Genomic DNA, 17,635 nt, shown 5'->3' with positions numbered 1-17,635 from the left:
TCGCCGCATCCGTTGCGGCGGTGATGATTCTGTGTACCGGGGATTCTTGGTAGTCGGCTGTAGTGGCGCTAGCAGTTTTCTGGCTGGTGGCCGGTGGCGATCAGTCGTCGTCCAGTGCGCCCGCGAACTGGCTGCGGTAGAGGCGACAGTAGGCGCCCTGGGCGGCCAGCAGCTCGTCGTGATTACCCTGTTCGACGATGTGCCCGTCCTCCATGACGATGATGGTGTCGGCGTCGCGGATCGTCGAAAGGCGATGGGCGATCACAAAACTCGTGCGATCGGCCCGCAGGTTGGCCATGGCCTGCTGGATCAGCAGCTCGGTGCGGGTGTCCACCGAACTGGTCGCCTCGTCGAGGATCAGGACCGTCGGTCGCGCGAGGAAGGCGCGGGCGATCGTGATGAGCTGTCGCTCACCGGCACTCACGCCACCACCCTCGTCGTCGAGGACGGTGTCGTAGCCGTCGGGCAGGATGCGGACGAAGTGGTCGACGTGGCTGGTCATCGCCGCGGCCATGACCTCCTCGCGACTGGCGGTCGGGTCGCCGTAGGCGATGTTGTCGTAGATCGTCCCGCCGAACAGCCACGAATCCTGTAGCACCATCCCGGTTCGCTCACGCAGGTCGTCGCGCGTCATCGCGCGGGTCTCCACACCGTCGAGGCGGATCTGCCCGGAGTTGACGTCGTAGAACCGCATGATCAGATTCACCAGCGTCGTCTTGCCCGCGCCGGTGGGTCCGACGATCGCGACCATGTGCCCAGGGCTCGCCACCAGTGACAGGTCCTCGATCAGGGGCTTGTCCGGCAGATAGCGGAACGCGACGTCGTCGAACTCGATGCGGCCCTTGTCCTCCGACGGACTCAGCGGCTGCGCCGGATCGGGGGTCTGTTCCTCGGCGTCGAGGATCTCGAAGATCCGCTCGGCGGAGGCGACGCTGCTCTGCATCAGGTTGATCATCGAGCCGATCTGGGTGAGCGGCTGGGTGAACTGACGGGAGTACTGGATGAACGCCTGCACCTCACCGAGACTCAGTGATCCCGATGCCACGCGCAGGCCGCCGACCACGGCGACGGCCACGTAGTTGAGGTTGCCCAGGAACATGATGGTCGGCATGACCATGCCCGAGATGAACTGCGCACGCCAACTCGACTGGTAGAGCTTCTCGTTGCGTTCGTTGAAGGTCTGCTCGATCTCGCGTTGCCGACCGAACACCTTGACCAGTTCGTGCCCGGTGAACGCCTCCTCGATCTGGGAGTTGAGCTTTCCGGTCGAGGACCACTGGGAGATGAAGTGCGGCTTGGACCTTCGGGCGATGATCGTGGTCGCGGCCACCGCCAGCGGGACCGTCACCACCGCGATCAGCGCCAGCAGCGGCGAGATCCAGATCATCACAACCAACAGTGCGATGACCGTCAGCACCGAGTTAACGAACTGGGAAATGGTCTGCTGCAAGCCCTGTGACAGGTTGTCGAGGTCGTTGGTCACCCGGCTCAGCAGGTCACCGCGCGGGGTGGTGTCGTAATAGCGCAGCGGAAGCCGATGCACCTTCTGCTCGATCTCGGCGCGCAACTCGCGCACCGTGTTGACCACGATGACGTTGAGAATCCGGAATGCCAACCACGACAACAGGGATGACGCCACGTAGCAGATCAGCACGATCAGCAGCGTCCAGGCGACGGTGGTGAAGTCGATCCCGACACCCGGGGTCAGGTTCATCGCCGACACCATGTCGGCGAAGGTGCCCTGCCCGCGCGCACGCAACCCCTCGACGGCCTGCTCCTTGGTAATCCCCGACGGCAACGCCTTGCCGATCGCACCGTCGAAGATGAGATCGGTGGCGTGCCCCAGAATGCGTGGTGCCGCCGCGAGGAGGATGACCGACCCGACGATGGCGGTCAGCACCGTCGCCATGCGCCACCGATAGGCCATCAGCAGGCGCACAAGACGTTTCATCGACGGGCCGAACGACTTGGGCTTCTCCAGGACGGGGCCCGCGGCCATCGGACCGCGGCCGGGACCCGGGCCGCCTGCGGGGCGGGTCATGCGGGTTCTCCGATCGACAGCTGCGAACGCGCGATCTCGGCGTAGGTCTCGCAGGAGGTGAGCAATTCGTCGTGGGTACCGAGACCGACGACGTGTCCGCGGTCGAGGACGACTATCTGATCGGCGTCGACGATGGTCGAGATGCGTTGGGCCACGATGATCACCGCGGCGTCGGCGGTGGCGGGCCGAAGGGCGGCACGCAGTTTCGCGTCGGTGGTCAGGTCGAGTGCGGAGAACGAGTCGTCGAACAGATAGACCGACGGCCGCCGGACCAGTGCCCGCGCGATCGCCAGACGCTGGCGCTGTCCGCCTGAGACGGTGGTGCCGCCCTGCGCGATCGGGGTGTCGAGTTGCTGGGGCATCGCGGAGACGAAATCGGTTGCCTGCGCGATCTCCAGTGCCGCCCACACCTCCTCGTCGGTGGCGTCGGGTTTGCCGTGCCGGACATTGGTGGCCACCGTCCCGGAGAACAGGTAGGGCCGTTGCGGGACGAGTCCGATCACCGACCGCAACTCATCGGGGTCGAGTTCGCGGACGTCGGTGCCGCCGACGCGAACCGCGCCCGCGGTGACGTCGATGAGTCGTGGGACCAGGCCGAGCAGCGTGGTCTTGCCCGAGCCGGTGGACCCGACGACGGCGGTGGTGGTCCCCGGACGCACGTCGAAGGTGATGTCTGACAACACGTTCTCGTCGGCTCCCGGGTACCGGAACTGCGCGGCGTCGAACTCGACGGAGGCGGGATCGCCGGTGAAACCGGCCGGGGTTTTCGACGGCACGACCGACGTCTCGGTGTCGAGGACCTCGCAGATGCGTTCGGCGCACACCGCGGCGCGCGGCGCCATCATCGCCAGGAACGACGCCATCATCACCGACATCATGATCTGCATGACGTAGCTCATCATCGCCGTCAGTGCCCCGATCTGGGCGCTGCCGTCGGAGACCGCGTGACCGCCGAACCAGATGATCGCGACAATCGTCACATTGGTGATCACGGTGACCGATGGGAACATCAGGGCCATCATCCGGCCCACCCGCAGCGACGCGTCACTCAACTGGTCGTTGGCGACGGAGAACCGTTGCATCTCATGGCGTTCGCGCACGAACGCCCGCACCACGCGGATACCGGTGATCTGCTCACGCATGATGCGGTTGATGGCGTCGAGGCGCTCCTGCATGGCGCGGAAGCCGGGGATCATCCGGGCGATGATGAAGCCCATCGTGATGCCGAGGATCGGTACGGCGATCAGCAGCACCCACGACAATCCCGGCGCCACATGGACGCCCATGACGATGCCGCCGATACACATGATCGGTGCCATCACCAGGATGGCGGTGCTCATGACGAGCAGGAGTTGCACCTGCTGCACGTCATTGGTGGTGCGGGTGATCAGCGACGGTGCGCCGAAGGTGCCGACCTCGCGCGCGGAGAACGAGTTGACGCGGTGCAGCAGATCGTGGCGGATGTCGCGGCCGGCGCCGAGCGCGGCCCGCGCACCGAAGTACTGGGCGATCAGCGTGCACACGATCTGGACGAAGGTCACCGCCAGCATCCACGCGCCGATCCGCAGGATGTAGCCGGTGTCGCCCTTGGCGACGCCCTTGTCGATGATGTCGGCGTTGAGCGTCGGCAGATACAGCATGGCCACCGTCGCCACGAGTTGCAGCAGGATCACCGCGGTGATGTGCGCGGGGTAGCGGGACAGGTAGGTCCGGATCAGACGGGTCAGCATGGGGCGATCACCTGATTGACGGTAGCAACGGGACGTTCTCTCGGCGAACGGTTTGCCGGCGGCCGCACATCGGATCACAGGGTGACCGGATGCGCCGAGGGTGTGGATCAGCCGCTGTTCACGCCAGCAGCGGCGCCAGTCGCGTGGCGTACTCGGTCATCGCCGGCACCTGCCGCGTCATGATCTCGGCTTGGTCGGCGCCCCGAGAGTGCCAACGTGGCGGTAAGCGCTCCGTGCGGTGATCGGACGCCGACCGCGATGCACGCGCGATCAGGATCGGGTTCACCGACCTGCGGCGCGAAGCCGTCGCGGGCCACGGCTGCCAGTTGGTCGGCCAACGCGTCGCGGGTGGTCGGCGTACGGGAGGTGATCGCGGAGAGCGGGAAGGTGACCACGTCGTTCACGTCGGCTTTTCGCCGAGTGACGTCGACCAGTGCGCCGGCGCTCGGCCCGAGCATCAACCCGGACCGATCCGGGATTCGCGCCACAAAACCTTCTGCGACGGGCAGATTCAACAGAGCGCCCGCGATCCGCACCAGGAGTGCCTTCCGTGTCCGGGGGTGAACAGTCGTTCTTCGTGTCCGACGTCGAGGGGCAGCCGTCGGCGTCGAGGGTGATTGTGGTGTCGCGCGACAGCATTTTCGCGGTGGCTTCGACTATTGCCCCCATTTGTGCAGGTCATCGCCGAGTACCCGGTTGTCCGACGACCACCTCCACAACAGTCAACGCGTTCTTCAGGTGCCGATCGTCAGGCGGTTCCGGTCCGCGGTACGCAAGACCGCACTCGATGGTGAGGTCGCCCACACTGAGGTGACAGACCGGTGTGTACCTGCCGGTTCATGGGAACAGCAGCGGAAAGAGGTAGACAGACATGGGAATTCTGGACGGACGGGTGGTGCTCATCACTGGCGCCGGCTCGGGCTTGGGGCGGGCCATCACCGAACGTTTCATCGCCGAGGGCGCGCGCGTGGGCGTCCTCGAATTGTCGGAGCAGAAGGCGAAACTCCTTGCCGACGAATTCGGGGACCGGATCAAGGTCACCGTGGGCAACACCTCGCATTGGCCTGATGATCAGGCGGCCGTGGCGGCCACCCTTGAGGCGTTCGGCCATCTCGATACGTTCATCGGCAACGCCGGGCTTTGGGACTTCCATGCGTCCCTTCGTGGTACGAGCGCCACTGACCTTGACAGTGCTTTCACCGAATTGTTCAACGTCAACGTCAAAGGCCATCTTCTGGGCGCCAAGGCATCAGTCGAAGCGTTGGTCGAGTCGGGCGGCAGCATGATCTTCACCCTGTCCAACGCCGCGACCATGGTCGGTGGTGGCGGGCCACTCTATACCGCGACGAAACACGCGCTCGTGGGTATGGTCCGCCAACTCGCCTTCGAATTCGGCGGCGCGGTTCGCGTGAACGGCATTGCACCCGGCGGAATGCCCACCGACTTGCGAGGTTTGGCGACGCTGGGTCAGGAGAACACCAGCTTCTCCGACCTCATCGATTCGCTCGGCGGACCTGAGGACATGGCCAAGATGGGCGGGATGAAGTTCTTCCCGACAGCGCAGGACTATGTGCCCGAGTACCTGATGCTTGCCTCACCGGAATCCCGTGTCGCCAACGGCGTCATCTTCGAGACACACGGAATGCTGGTGCCACCACCCTTGGGGCATAGTGAAGACGTGGTGCTCTGATCGAATCCGTACGGGCACTTCGGCCGCCACCTGTGATGCAGGAGGCGGCCGAAGTGTGTGGCGCATAGTAACCATCGCGGACAACAATGCAGAACCATCAGCAAATTCTATTCCGTGGCAGCGACGATCTGTTGCGCAGAGTCTGCCAATGCCTCGGTGATCGGAACAGATATGCCGGCTGCGTGTGCGATGTCGCGGGCCAACGGAACGTCCTTGTCGTAGAGATTGGGGACGCGCAGTGGTGCGCTCCCATATCCGTTGGCGTCGAACGCCGTCGACCAGTGGTCGATGAAATGGTACTGATCGACGGTCGTCATCATGGCCAACGCGTCAAGGTAGTCGATGCCCCAGGACTCGCCGATGCGAAGTGCTTCGGCCAACACCAGCGCTTCTGCCGCCGTGCAGAGGTTCTTGATGATCTTGGCCGCGTTTCCTGCACCGGTCGGTCCCATGTGGATTGCGTCCCGGAAACACGGCTTCAGTAGCGGCGCAGCACGATCGAATGCTTGTTGGGAGCCACCGACTATCGCAACCGCTCTGCCCGCCTCCACCACCGCGGGCACCCCGACCACAGGTGCGTCCACGACGTCGATCCGGCGCGACTGCGCGGCAGCGACGATCTGCGTGGTCGTGGACGGCGCAATCGTACTGTGCAGCAGAAGAAGGCCACCGTCAGCCAAACCGGCCAATGCGCCGTCGTCACCGAGGACTGCGTCGAGGGTCTCGGCGTCGGTGCGGACCATCACGGCAACGGCGTCGACTTGCGCCGCCAACTCGGCCGGGTTGGCGGCGACGGCGACACCGTGCGCCGATGCCTGCTCCCGACCAGCCTGAGTGACGTCGTAAGCAACCACATGTATGTTGGCTGCCCGCCAACGACCCAGCAGTGCGCCACCCATCGAACCGACTCCGATGATCCCAATCGCGTTTTCCACAGGAGATTCCTCTGAGATCAGTGGTGTGTGTCTGTGCCTCAACGTTTTTCGAGAGCAGATGTTGAGTCGTTCCATGTGTCGTAATGCAGCGCAAAGAGATCGGGTTCGTAGGTGCCGCCACCGAAAACCCCGAGTGGGAGGTCGGCAACACCGTCGAAGCCCTGGGGGCAATAGAACTCGAGGAGGTTGCCCGACGGATCCCGGAAGTACATCAACGCCTCCACCTGCCGGCGTGTCCAGATGTCGCTTGTCGGAACACCGAAAGCGTGCAGCCGGTGTTGCAATGGACGCATCGCTGAGGGTTCGACAGTGAAACCCCAATGCGGATATTCTTCGCCGTGGCCGGTCGCACCCGGCTCGCCCTCGGCGAAACCGATGATGATGCCGGCCACCCTGACCTCGCCGAAGTGGGCGGAGTGGTTTACCCAGAGTACGTGGGCGTCGAAAATCGACGTCCAGAACCGGACGGCCTCGTCGAGATCCCGCACTGCCATCGACAGGTGATTGAGTCCGCTCAGGGTGGCTGAAGCGGAGACGTCAACAGTGTTCACGCCTGTCACCGTAAATGATTACGCAGCCGCATCGTCGATCACGTTCCGATCGGTGGAACTTCCGAGTATGCGGGACGGCGATATGACACGACCCCCGATCCCGGCAGACAAACCGGGGTCGAGGGCCGATGACGAAGACCGGGTGTCAGGCCAGGGTTGCCAGCGCATCCGGGCCGGCCCAGTCGTATCGGAGGTCGTCGACCGGCGGTCGGAAGTCGCCCCCGGAGAACGCATCCACCCGAAGTTCGTCGACGTTGTCGTAACGCCAACAGAAGAACTCGAACAGATTTCCCGACGGATCGCGGAAGTACATCAGGGCTTCGACCTGGCTGCGCGTCCACAGCGGATGGGTTTTCACACCGGTCACCTCCAACCGTAGCTTGAGGGTGCGCAGTTGCTCGGCGGTCACGGTGAAGGCGAAATGCGGGTACTCCGTATCCCACCCACTGATGCCGGGTTTGACATTGAAATGCAGTACCGTCGATCCGAGTTTCACCGAGGCCAACCGCTCCGTGGTCTCGACTCCGATGAGTCCGCTCTCGGGCTGATGGTTGAACATGAATTCCTCGGCGCCGAAGATCGACGTCCAGAAGGTGATGGCCTCATCGACATCTCGGGCATGCACCGAGATGTGGCTCAGGCCGCTCACCATGGGCTCCGTCGAGCCGAGTGCGGCTGCCGAAGGCGAAGTTGCAGTCATGATGGTCCTCTCTTTCCCGTCAGTCGGATCGTCAGGAATTGGTGACGAAATCGATGACGAGACGATTGAATTCGTCAGCGTGTTCCATCTGCGCCCAGTGACCGCAACGGTTGAACATCACCATCCGGCTGTCGGGGATCTGCGAAACCAGATGAAGCGCACTCTCAAAGGGCACCACCCGATCGTCGCGACCTTGGACGATCAACGACGGCGCGGTGATCTTCGAGATCTCGTTGCCGAGAGAGAAGTAGGTGATGGGATTACGGGGATCCTCGGCCCAATTACGCCAGTTTTGCAGGTGTTCGGGTTTGGTGAGAGCGGCTTCGCAACGCGCGGTCGACAATTCATCAGTGGCGAAAGCGTTGTCGAAAACCATGGTCTCGACGAGCTGCTTCATATTTGCCGGCGTCATGTCATGATAGGCGCGGGCGAGGACCTTGATTCCCTCGGATGGTCCGGCGGGGGAGAAGATGTGCGGGACCGGTGCGGGCGCGCCCATGGTGATCAGATGCGAGACACGCTCGGGGAAGCGGGTGGCGGTCGTCACCGAGGTCATCCCGCCCATCGAGTTGCCGACCAGCGCGGCACGATCGATCCCCAACGCATCGAGGAATTCGATCAACACCCCCGGATGATCGAATCCGGTCTCGCGGGTTTGCGGGTCGCTGTCGCCCCAACCGGGCATGTCGAGTGCGAGCACACGGAAATGTTGTGCCAGTGGCCCGATGTTCTGGCCGTAGTTGGTCATTCCGGTGGCGCCGGGACCGCCTCCGTGTAGCAGGATCAGCGGGTGGCCGGTGCCGGCCTCGACGTAGTGAATGCGAAAGCGGCTCAACGACTGATACTTGTCGGTCGGTGCTTCGATTGTTGCAGTTGTCACTTCGGTTCCCTTCAGGTGTGCACGATGGACTGACTCTGTCTTAATCGACGCCGATGACCACCGGCGGCGCTGCGTTCCGACCGCTGGGACGAATCCATGCGACCACCGATATCGGCGATGACACTCGCTCGCAGACAACATTGTCGATGATCGAGCACAAGGAGTCGTGGTATGAGCACAGTGTCGGCATTGGGATATCTGGTGGTGCGGGGTCCGGTGAGCGAGTGGATCGAGTTCGCCACCGACATCCTCGGACTGCAGGTCGCACCGAGCGGGGCCGAGGGTACGGTGCGGTTCCGTACCGACGAACGATCCTGGCGTCTGGAGGTGGTCGGCGGCGCACCCGGCCCCGACTCGTTGATCGCCATCGGGCTCGAGGCCGCCGGCGACGCCGAACTCGATGAAGCGATCCGTGCCCTGAAGGCAGAAGGCGTGGAGGTACGTGAGGATGAGGCGTTGGCCGCCAACCGCGGCGTCGCTCGCGTTGCAGCGTTCACCGATCTCGACGACAACGCCATCGAGATCTTCGTCGCCGCCGAGAGCACCAGTGCTCCGTTCGTCTCCCCTCGCGGAGTGAAGTTCTTGTGTGGCGATCTCGGGCTGGGGCACGTATTCCTGGCCACCGCAGACGCCAAGGCCAGCGCGACGTTCTTCCAGCGAGTCCTGGACTTCCGGCTCTCCGACACCATCGGCTTCGGACCCGACAATGCCTACTTCCTGCACTGCAATCCACGCCACCACACCATCGGGGTGGCCAACATCCCCGGCGCGCCACTGGGTTTGTCGCACTTGATGCTCGAGGTCGACAAGCTCGAGGCCGTCGGGCGCGCACTCGACATCGTCAACGACCGTCACCAGCCCGTCCAGATCAGTTTGGGAGAACACTCCAACGATCGGATGACCTCGTTCTACGTCATCACCCCGTCGGGCTTCGCCATCGAATACGGCTGGAACGGAAAGCTCGTCGACGACACGTACTGGAAGGTCGCCCACTACGACGCGCTCAGCGTGTGGGGCCACCACTTCGACCCGACTGCAGGAGCCCCGGAATCGGCGCCCGAACATGCCGAAGTCGTTGGCTAGATCAACGTCGAAAGCTTCCCATTCACAACAACATTCACCATCTACCGGCCGGCGTGAGGCCGCCGGGGAGAAAGCCTGGAGTGAGATATGACCAAGATCAGAGCGCTGCACCAACTACGGGTCGACGGCGATCCAGAAGAAGTGATCCAGTACGTGCAAAAGGTGCGTACCGAGCCCGGGTGCCTGGAGTCCGAGGCACACCGCAGTATCAACGATCCGGCCGACATCGCCATCGTGCAGGTGTGGGAAGACCAATTCGCCTACGGCGACTTCTGGGGACGAGTGAACTCCGATCCGGACGAGGCCACCAACGATCTGTTGATCCGCGAAACAGCGACGCGCGGTAACACACCGTTCACCGATTTCTATTCGCTGCAGTACTTCACCCCGGGCCCGGTGTGGACACCGGCCGGCCACGAATCCGAACGGCAGGCCATCTTCTGGCCCGGTACCGGTGCAGTACGCATCATCATCCAGGTGAGCCCCGGCGGCGGCGACGCCCTGCTACCGATGTTCCGCGAAGATCAAGAATCGGCGCTGCGCGAGCCCGGAGTGCTGGAATACCAGTGGTATCGGAGCTTAGAGTTCGAGAACCAGTCGCTGCTGTTGGAGCTGTGGGAAGACGCCGGCATCTACAACGCCCATCACGTGTTGCGTCGTAAAACCAGCTCGCAGGGCAGTGCGCCGGCGATGGGGCCACGCGAGCACGGTAGCAACGGGTTCGAGTTCTATCGCGCGCAACCGTTTGTCCACCAGTACAACCGGTGGATGCCCGCCGATGTCCACCACTGGGCCGACGAGTCGATCATCTACCCCAACTAGTCGTCCATGACCGGCGCCTCCCATCTGGCGCCGAAGCCCTCTCGGGCACAACGTCGTCCACCCACACACGCCGGCCGGTACACAGCGTCACGCTGCGTACCGGCCGGCGTCGTCATCGGCGGTCGATAGTTCCGGTGCGCGAAAACCATTCCGGCGTACCGGCGACCGGAACGGGATGGAGATCCACATCACCCTCTGCGCATACTGTCACACCAACACGTGAGAGTGACTATCTGGCAGGAGGATTCGCGGTGACATGGACTCGAGTATGCGCGACGAGTGACGTCGACGAGGGCGAGGCATTCCGGGTGGAGACCGATCCGCCGATCGCGGTGTTCCGGGTCGAGGACGAGTTCTTCGCCATCGATGACACCTGTTCGCACGGTCAGTCATCGCTCGCCGACGGCTACATCGACGGATGCGAGGTGGAATGTGCTTGGCATTTCGGAAAATTCGACATCCGAACCGGCCGTGCAGTGTGCTTTCCGGCCTCGGTGGATCTCCGTACCCACGCGGTGCGCGTGGAGGGTTCTGACATTCTCGTCGACACCCCCGATGCCCTGCTCGCCGGGAATCTCAGCAACTCCTCGCATTCCTGCGGGGCAATCTCAGAATCAAAGGAGAAGTGATGTCAGGTCTGATTCCGGTGGATCGACTGTACTCGATCGGTGTGGTCGTCAACGATCTCTCTACTGCCGCAGCCCATTACGCCGAGATCTTCGGCATCGAGCAGTGGGACGTCCGCCGATTCGACGCCGGTCGAGTGAGCGCCTCCACGGTGAACGGCCGCCCCACGCAACCGTCCTTCGTCACCGCGACCGGTAGCACCACCGCATCCGGCGAGGGGCTGACGATGCTCGGCAATCCGATCGGACCGGTGACCTTCGAGCTGATCCAACCCCTCGACGGCGAAAGCGCCTTTCAGGAGCTACGATTCCGGCGTCGCCAGGGCGTGAGCCACCTGACGGTGAGTGTCGCCGACGCCGACGAGTACACCGCCATCGCCGACGCACTTGCGCAGCGCGGCTACGGCATCGCTGCCTCGCTGACCGTCGATGGGGTCGTGGATCGACACTTCGTCGACACCCGGGCCGCACTCGGCGGATATCTGATCGAGATCCAGGTACCGCGCAGTGCTGATGGCGCCGTCGCCGGAGCCCTTCCCGCGGTGGCCGTTGATGAACACTGGGATCTCTCGGCAACCACGACGCGCACAGCCGGACCGCTGGAGGTCTCCGGCGTCAACCACTTCGGGGTGGTCGTTCGCGACCTGATGGAAACGCTCAAGGGCTACGCCGAGCTGCTCGGCATCGACGAATGGAATGTTCGGGACTGGCGTACCGAACCCGGCGGCCGTGGTCTGGAGGGGTCGTTCTACCGCGGTGAGTCGGTGGAGCACGAGTACTTCACCGCGATGTCGACCGTCGCCGACTTCGGATTCGAGATCGTGCAGCCGACCTTCGGTCCGAGCCACTACAACCGCGAGTTCGGTGACCTCTACGGCGAGGGACTGCATCACATGTTGCTCACCATCACCGCCGACGGTCAGGAATGGGATGGCAACCAGCAGTGGCTCGAATCCGCTGATGTGCCACTGGCGATGGGCGCAGACCTGTTCGGTGGCGCCGGCGCGTTCTGCTACTACGACACCTTCGACAAACTCGGCGGATACCTCGTCGAAGCAGTCCTGATGAAGGGCATGCCCGAACCGCAGAATCTCGCACCCGACTACGTGATCGATTTCAGCACGGTGGCGGCCGGTTGAGCCGATGCGCATCCAAGCCGCGCCACCGGTGACTCCGTGTCGCCGACTCCGTGGCGCACAGTCACAGCCGCCGACCCCGGTGTCGCGGCCGAACAGAGGAGCAGCCCAATGAAGTTCGATGTATCCGATTACGTCGACGCCGAACGTGGTCTCATCCACGGCGAGATCTTCCACAGCCAGGAGATCTATGAAGCCGAGCTTGAGAACGTCTTTCGGCGGTCGTGGTCATTTCTGGCCCACGACAAGATGATTCCCAAGCCCGGGGACTTCATCCAGAACTACATCGGTGAGGATCCGGTCGTCATCGTCCGACAGAAGGATGGCTCGGTGAAGGCCTTCCTCAACCAGTGCCGCCACCGTGGGATGCGTATCTGTCGCGCCGACGAAGGCAACGCGAAGGCCTTCATGTGTTCGTTCCACGGATGGACATATGACCTCGCCGGCAACCTGATTCAGGTTCCGCATGAGGAGACCTCCTATCCCGGTGGTCTACGCAAAGAGGACTGGGGCCCGATCCAGGTTCCGTTGCTGCACAACTATCGTGGCTTCATTTTCGGTTGCTGGGACCCGACCGCGCCGTCGTTCGAGGAGTACCTCGGTGACATGGCGTGGTACGTCGACTCCTACTTCGATCGTTACGACGGTGGGCTGGAACCGGTTGCGCTGCACAAGTGGGTAATCGGCTGCAACTGGAAGTTCAACGCCGAGCAGGCCGCCAGTGACATGTCGCACGGCGAGACCACTCATGCCTCGGTCATCCAGGTGATGGCACTGCAGGATCGTGATGATTCCCGCGACGACGAGGCTGCGCCCAGCGTGGTCGACATGGGGCTCGCGGCGGTCGGTGGGGCGCAATACTCCGATCCGTACGGTCACGGGGCAGGATGGTTCAATCACGTGCGCTTCCAAGCGAATCCGAAGGTGTTGGACTGGGAGTTGACGCGCAAGGACGAGATCGTTTCGCGTATTGGTGAAGACCGGTTCATCAAGGTCCGTGGCCACGCGAACATCTTCCCCAATCTGATGATCCTGTCCAACGGCACCATCCGGCTCGCGCACCCGCGTGGCCCGAACGAATTCGAGATGTGGGCGTGGACCTTCGTTCCCGTCGACGCGCCGGAGGAGCTCAAGGAGACGATGCGCGTCGACGTGCTGCGGACGTTCAGTCCGGGCGGCATGTTCGAGCAGGACGATGCGGAGAACTGGTTGGAGGAGCAGCGCATCCTGCGTGGTCGAGTGGCCCGACAGAGCCCGCTGGCCTATACCGCGCACCTCGGTACCGAACGCAGTGACGTCGACGGCTACCCGGGTCGGACGGTGCCGCATTGCTACGCCGACCACGGCGCCCGCGGAATGTATCAGCATTGGTCGGATCTGATGTCGGGAGCATCGTGGTCGGAAATCGCCGAGATGAAAGCCCGCCGCGCCCAGCAGGGGTCTTCGTCGCAGACAAGTCCGGAGTCGGCAGGCAAGGGGGCGATGGCATGACCGCCTTGACCGACAATGCGACCTCCACCACAGCGGTGGACGTGGCGACTCAGCGAGACATCGAACAGTTCCTGTTCACCGAGGCCGATCTGCTCGATGACTGGAAGTTCCGGGAGTGGTTGACTCTTCTCGATTCGGAGGTTCACTATTGGGCCCCGGTGCGCGACAACCGGTTCTGGCGTGACCGTAAGAAGGAGATCGCCGCTCCGAGCGGTTCGGCGTACTTCGACGAGACCTTCGTCGACCTCCGTCAACGTGTTGATCGGATCTTCACCCAGATGGCGTGGGCGGAGAATCCGCCGTCACGCACCCGACATCTGCTCTCCAACATTCGCGTTCGCGAAACCGACGATCCGACCGCATGGGATGTGGAGTCGTCGTTCTACCTGCATCGAACTCGAACGGAGCGTGATCACGACTGGATCGTCGGAAAGCGCTACGACACGATCGTCCGCGCCGACAACGAGTGGGGCTTCGCGTTGCGCAAGCGGACAGTGCTCTTCGATGTCTCCACGCTGCTGATCAAGAATCTCAGCCAGTTCTATTGATCCGTGACACTCTGCCGGAGTGGCAATGAACCAGACCGGGGATGTCCGTGACGGACATCCCCGGTCTTGTTGTGCCGGCAACGGATCCGGATCAGTGTGATGACATCAGCGCCTGTGCCTGCGCGTGAGCGAGGATCGACGACAGGATGAAGTTCTGCAGATACACCCGGATACCGGTGTGGATGTCGATGTCGACGCTACCGGCGGTGATGACCATACCGTTGAGGAACACCAAATTCAGCGGCGCGATCTTGCGAGCGTAGTGGGCGGCGTCGTCGATACCGAGTTCGATGGCCACCGATTCGATGAACTGGGCCATGATCTCCGAGCCGCCGTCGGAGATCTGTCGAAGTAGTTGCTGCAGTTCGGTATCGGCCGGGGTCGAGTGCAACTGCACCGAGGCGATCAGCCGGAACAAGGACAGATTGGCGACGATGAGATCGGCTGAGGTTGTGTAGTGGGCGTTCATCCGCTCGCGTGCAGAACCGGTCAAATCGTCGGGCCTGGGCAAGGCGTCGAAGAAGTCTCCGACGCCTCGCTCGAGAACCGCCCGCAGGATTCCGGCCTTGTTCTTGAAGTGGTGATAGATGGAGCCGACCGGAACACCAGATGCCTCGCAGATCGCGACGATGGACACCTCGCTGTAGCCGCGGTCGCCGAACAACTGCTCTGCGGCGTCGAGTACCTGGTGGTAGGTGGTGCCCCGCGCATTCATGACGACTATTTTAGCCGGTGGTGGTCATGGTTCCGGGACCGAGCAGGCTCGGTGAGCGGGAGATGGCCGCTGCGGCCTGTTGCAGGGGCCGCACGAGGACGTCTCCGTTGCCCGCCGCGGCCGGGAATGCCACCGAGATGGCTGCCACCGGGCTGCCGTTGACCAGAACCGGAACCCCGACGCAGGCCAGACCGGCCGACGATTCTTCACGGTCGAGGGCGTGTCCGGAGTCGCGGATGATCGCGAGTTGGTCGATCACCTGCGCCGCGTTGAATAGCGAGCGGCGGGTCAGCCGGGGGATGGGCTGTTCGAGGACGGCGCCGAGTGCGGCATCGTCGGTGTGGGCGAGCATCGCCTTGCCAACGGCGGTGCAGACCGCGGGTAGCCGATTGCCGACCTTGGCCGGCGTCGGCACGCCCTTGCGGGTCGAGAGTTTTTCCAGGTAGACCACGTCGGACCCGCGCAATACAGCCAGGTGCAGGGTGTGGCCGGTGAATCGATGCAGTTCCTCGAGGTGTACCAGGGCGGCTTCGCGCAGCGCCGCCTCCGGTGGGAGTGCGCCGAGGCTGAACATGCGCAGACCGATGCGGTAACCGTCGTCCTGCTGCTCGAGGGCGCCGAGTTCGACAAGCATCGCCAGGACGCGGTGCACCGTTGATTTGGGCAATCCGCTGTGGCGGACGATCTGGGCGAGGGTCAGGATGCGTCGGCGTCGGTCGAAAGCGTTGAGGACGTCGAAGGCCTTCCAGAGCACAGAAGGCGCGGCGCCTGCATGGGGGGCGGCCACCGGCGACGGCGAGGTTAGGTCGGCAGTTCTGGGACTGGGCAGCGATAAGTCGACGCAACCCGTCGGTCTGGTTGTTTGCGTAGTCGTCACGAGGTACCTCCCGGGCTGATTAGAATGACTATTCTAATGTGACGCAGCTAATACTAGACCGCTTTTGTTGTGCGCGCAACGAACAGAATTCGCTTAACGCACGTTCCAGCGAACGACTGTGGAGAGGTGTCAGGAGTGCGCAACAACGACCCCGGTGGCTCTGTGAAGCCCAGGCCCCGAGTCAGCGGCGGGTGGCCTCGTCGACGAGGGCGGCACACGAGGCTGCAAGCGCGCGCAGCATCGGTGTGGCCACCCCGACGTCGGCCGCGAACTCGGTTGCCAGAGGTACGTCCTTTTGGAAGAGGTTGCTGCCCATCGCCGGCCACGTGGACCCGGTGTCGGGATTGAAGACTGATTCCCAGTACTGGGCTACGGGGCGGCTCGATCCGTAGCCCGTATCGCGGAGCATGTCGAGGAAATCGGTGGGGTCGACCCCCGCGGCGAGGCAGATATCGAGCAACTCGTGCACGAGGATGCGGTCGGCGGCTATCTGCAAGTTCTTGGCCATCTTGGTGACCGACCCGGCGCCGAGCGCCCCGAGATGGCGCACGTCGTCGGCGAGACCACGCAGATACGGGGTCAGCGCCGCCACGTTATCGTCGGCGCCGCCGACCAACATGGCGTAGGCGCCGGTGCGCACGGCCGACGGGATCTCGGTGGGACACGCATCGATCACGATGACATCGAGAGTGCTCAGGACTTCTGCCGCATAACGGACGGTGTCGGGGGTGACGGTGCTGTGAACGATCAGCGCTCGGAGTCCCGTCACATCGTTGGTCGGTGCGCCGGTGGCAGACGTCCCGGTGATGAGGGTGTTGACGACATCGAGGACGTCGGCATCGGTGCGCACTATCAGCGAGATGATCTCGCAGCGCTCGGCGAGGGTGACGATGCTCTCGACCACCGGCAGGCCGGCTTCGGCCGCGGCGGTGCGCGCTGCAGGGTCGATGTCGAAGACGACCGGGCTGACGTCGTGGTCGGCCCATCGGGCGGCAAAGGCCCGCCCGATGGCGCCGAAACCCGCGATGCCGACGCGGCCATCAGCGATCGATTGCTTCATCAACTCAGTTTGTCGCCGAAGAAGGACTCGGCCTGACGCCATGCATCCACTGCGGCCTCGACGCAGTAGAAGGAACGATCGGTCGACATGAAGGCGTGACCGGCATTGTCGTAGAGCTGCACGACGATGTCCTTTCCGTTGTCGCGCAGCAACTTCTCGAACTCACTGATCTGTTGTGGACTCGGATGGGTGTCATTGTTGCCCGACATCGCCAGGATGGGTGCGCCGACCTCGCCGAGCCGCTGGGCCAGCGGCGTGACGTCGACGGGAAAGTCCGCAGGCGGCTCAGCGACGATGAATGCACCATAGCAATCCACGACGGCCTGCAGATCGATCTCCATGGAGGCCATGACCGCCTGCCTTCCACCGGAGCAGAATCCGATACAACCGACCTTTCCGTTGGATGTCGGCAGATCTCGTAACCATCGAGCGGCACCGCGCAGATCGCCGATCAGGCGGTCGTCGGGGACTCCGCGTCGACCACGCGATGCGGCCGCGGCATCGGCGGCACTCGCACCCGGCGCATCGCGGTGATAGAGGTTGACGCAGATCGTGTCGTACCCCATTTCGGCGATTCGGCGAACCGCCTCCTTGGATTCGCGGTCATATCCGGCCATGTGGTGAATCATCATGACCCCGCCGCGCGGTCCGGGACGCAAGGGGCGGGCGGTGTAGGCCTCCACTAGGTCGTCGTCGGCGCCGCGAAGTCCTATGGTCTCGGAAAGCACTGCGTCATAGTTCATTTCACAT

The 17,635-nt window shown here is 63.4% G+C and carries 18 protein-coding genes; 7 read left to right on the top strand and 11 right to left on the bottom strand.

The window, feature by feature from the left end; translation table 11 throughout:
* Window positions 1-100: 100 nt before the first annotated feature.
* The 3 genes from P3L18_RS15055 to P3L18_RS15045 all read right to left on the bottom strand — a co-directional run bounded on the left by P3L18_RS15055 (window position 101) and on the right by P3L18_RS15045 (window position 4,229).
* Window positions 101-2,041, bottom strand: a complete 1,941-nt coding sequence (locus tag P3L18_RS15055) for an ABC transporter ATP-binding protein (RefSeq protein WP_276114494.1) — start codon at window positions 2,039-2,041, stop codon at window positions 101-103.
* Window positions 2,038-3,771 (bottom strand): ABC transporter ATP-binding protein, encoded by a 1,734-nt coding sequence (locus tag P3L18_RS15050; protein WP_276114493.1) that lies wholly within the window; start codon window positions 3,769-3,771, stop codon window positions 2,038-2,040. The genes P3L18_RS15055 and P3L18_RS15050 overlap by 4 nt, the downstream gene beginning before the upstream one ends.
* A gap of 107 nt (window positions 3,772-3,878) precedes the next feature.
* Entirely contained in the window at window positions 3,879-4,229 is a 351-nt protein-coding gene (locus P3L18_RS15045) for an IclR family transcriptional regulator C-terminal domain-containing protein (protein ID WP_276114492.1), read from the bottom strand.
* Window positions 4,230-4,642: 413 nt separating this feature from the next.
* On the opposite strand from P3L18_RS15045, the gene P3L18_RS15040 reads away from it, so the two are divergent.
* Window positions 4,643-5,461, top strand: a complete 819-nt coding sequence (locus P3L18_RS15040) for an SDR family NAD(P)-dependent oxidoreductase (protein WP_276114491.1) — start codon at window positions 4,643-4,645, stop codon at window positions 5,459-5,461.
* Window positions 5,462-5,568: 107 nt separating this feature from the next.
* Here the strand turns inward: P3L18_RS15040 and P3L18_RS15035 are convergent, their stop codons facing one another.
* The 4 genes from P3L18_RS15035 to P3L18_RS15020 form a co-directional block, all read right to left on the bottom strand.
* Window positions 5,569-6,471 carry an NAD(P)-binding domain-containing protein gene (locus P3L18_RS15035; RefSeq protein WP_276114490.1) on the bottom strand — a complete coding sequence of 301 codons (903 nt, stop codon included), beginning with the start codon at window positions 6,469-6,471 and terminating at the stop codon, window positions 5,569-5,571.
* Complete coding sequence (locus tag P3L18_RS15030; RefSeq protein ID WP_079931465.1) at window positions 6,435-6,947, bottom strand: VOC family protein; 513 nt, start codon at window positions 6,945-6,947, stop codon at window positions 6,435-6,437. Before P3L18_RS15030 ends, P3L18_RS15035 begins: the two co-directional genes overlap by 37 nt.
* 145 nt (window positions 6,948-7,092) lie before the next feature.
* Window positions 7,093-7,647 (bottom strand): VOC family protein, encoded by a 555-nt coding sequence (locus P3L18_RS15025; RefSeq protein ID WP_079931464.1) that lies wholly within the window; start codon window positions 7,645-7,647, stop codon window positions 7,093-7,095.
* A 31-nt stretch (window positions 7,648-7,678) separates the two neighbouring features.
* Window positions 7,679-8,527, bottom strand: a complete 849-nt coding sequence (locus P3L18_RS15020) for an alpha/beta hydrolase (protein ID WP_253194148.1) — start codon at window positions 8,525-8,527, stop codon at window positions 7,679-7,681.
* A gap of 171 nt (window positions 8,528-8,698) precedes the next feature.
* On the opposite strand from P3L18_RS15020, the gene P3L18_RS15015 reads away from it, so the two are divergent.
* From P3L18_RS15015 to P3L18_RS14990, 6 genes are all read left to right on the top strand, one after another.
* Entirely contained in the window at window positions 8,699-9,610 is a 912-nt protein-coding gene (locus P3L18_RS15015; RefSeq protein ID WP_276114489.1) for a VOC family protein, read from the top strand.
* An 87-nt stretch (window positions 9,611-9,697) separates the two neighbouring features.
* A complete protein-coding gene (locus P3L18_RS15010) occupies window positions 9,698-10,432 on the top strand; it encodes an antibiotic biosynthesis monooxygenase (RefSeq protein ID WP_276114488.1) in 735 nt (244 codons plus the stop codon).
* A gap of 251 nt (window positions 10,433-10,683) precedes the next feature.
* Window positions 10,684-11,061: a bifunctional 3-phenylpropionate/cinnamic acid dioxygenase ferredoxin subunit gene (locus P3L18_RS15005; RefSeq protein WP_276114487.1), complete on the top strand. Its 378-nt coding sequence runs from the start codon at window positions 10,684-10,686 to the stop codon at window positions 11,059-11,061.
* Window positions 11,061-12,197 carry a VOC family protein gene (locus P3L18_RS15000; protein ID WP_079931457.1) on the top strand — a complete coding sequence of 379 codons (1,137 nt, stop codon included), beginning with the start codon at window positions 11,061-11,063 and terminating at the stop codon, window positions 12,195-12,197. Before P3L18_RS15005 ends, P3L18_RS15000 begins: the two co-directional genes overlap by 1 nt.
* A gap of 108 nt (window positions 12,198-12,305) precedes the next feature.
* Window positions 12,306-13,685: an aromatic ring-hydroxylating dioxygenase subunit alpha gene (locus P3L18_RS14995; protein ID WP_079931456.1), complete on the top strand. Its 1,380-nt coding sequence runs from the start codon at window positions 12,306-12,308 to the stop codon at window positions 13,683-13,685.
* Window positions 13,682-14,233, top strand: a complete 552-nt coding sequence (locus P3L18_RS14990; protein ID WP_079931455.1) for a 3-phenylpropionate/cinnamic acid dioxygenase subunit beta — start codon at window positions 13,682-13,684, stop codon at window positions 14,231-14,233. The genes P3L18_RS14995 and P3L18_RS14990 overlap by 4 nt, the downstream gene beginning before the upstream one ends.
* Before the next feature lie 91 nt (window positions 14,234-14,324).
* Here the strand turns inward: P3L18_RS14990 and P3L18_RS14985 are convergent, their stop codons facing one another.
* The 4 genes from P3L18_RS14985 to P3L18_RS14970 form a co-directional block, all read right to left on the bottom strand.
* Complete coding sequence (locus P3L18_RS14985) at window positions 14,325-14,948, bottom strand: TetR/AcrR family transcriptional regulator (RefSeq protein WP_079931454.1); 624 nt, start codon at window positions 14,946-14,948, stop codon at window positions 14,325-14,327.
* A 10-nt stretch (window positions 14,949-14,958) separates the two neighbouring features.
* A complete protein-coding gene (locus P3L18_RS14980; protein ID WP_276114486.1) occupies window positions 14,959-15,735 on the bottom strand; it encodes an IclR family transcriptional regulator in 777 nt (258 codons plus the stop codon).
* 271 nt (window positions 15,736-16,006) lie between these two features.
* Window positions 16,007-16,885 carry an NAD(P)-binding domain-containing protein gene (locus P3L18_RS14975; protein ID WP_276114485.1) on the bottom strand — a complete coding sequence of 293 codons (879 nt, stop codon included), beginning with the start codon at window positions 16,883-16,885 and terminating at the stop codon, window positions 16,007-16,009.
* On the bottom strand, window positions 16,885-17,628 hold the full coding sequence (locus P3L18_RS14970) for a dienelactone hydrolase family protein (RefSeq protein WP_079931460.1): 744 nt from the start codon (window positions 17,626-17,628) through the stop codon (window positions 16,885-16,887). Before P3L18_RS14970 ends, P3L18_RS14975 begins: the two co-directional genes overlap by 1 nt.
* Window positions 17,629-17,635: the final 7 nt, after the last annotated feature.

Source organism: Gordonia sp. N1V, from assembly GCF_029269935.1.
Lineage (GTDB): Bacteria > Actinomycetota > Actinomycetes > Mycobacteriales > Mycobacteriaceae > Gordonia > Gordonia polyisoprenivorans.
Note: the sequence above shows the minus strand (reverse complement) of the source record. Positions and strands in the feature narration are given on the sequence as shown.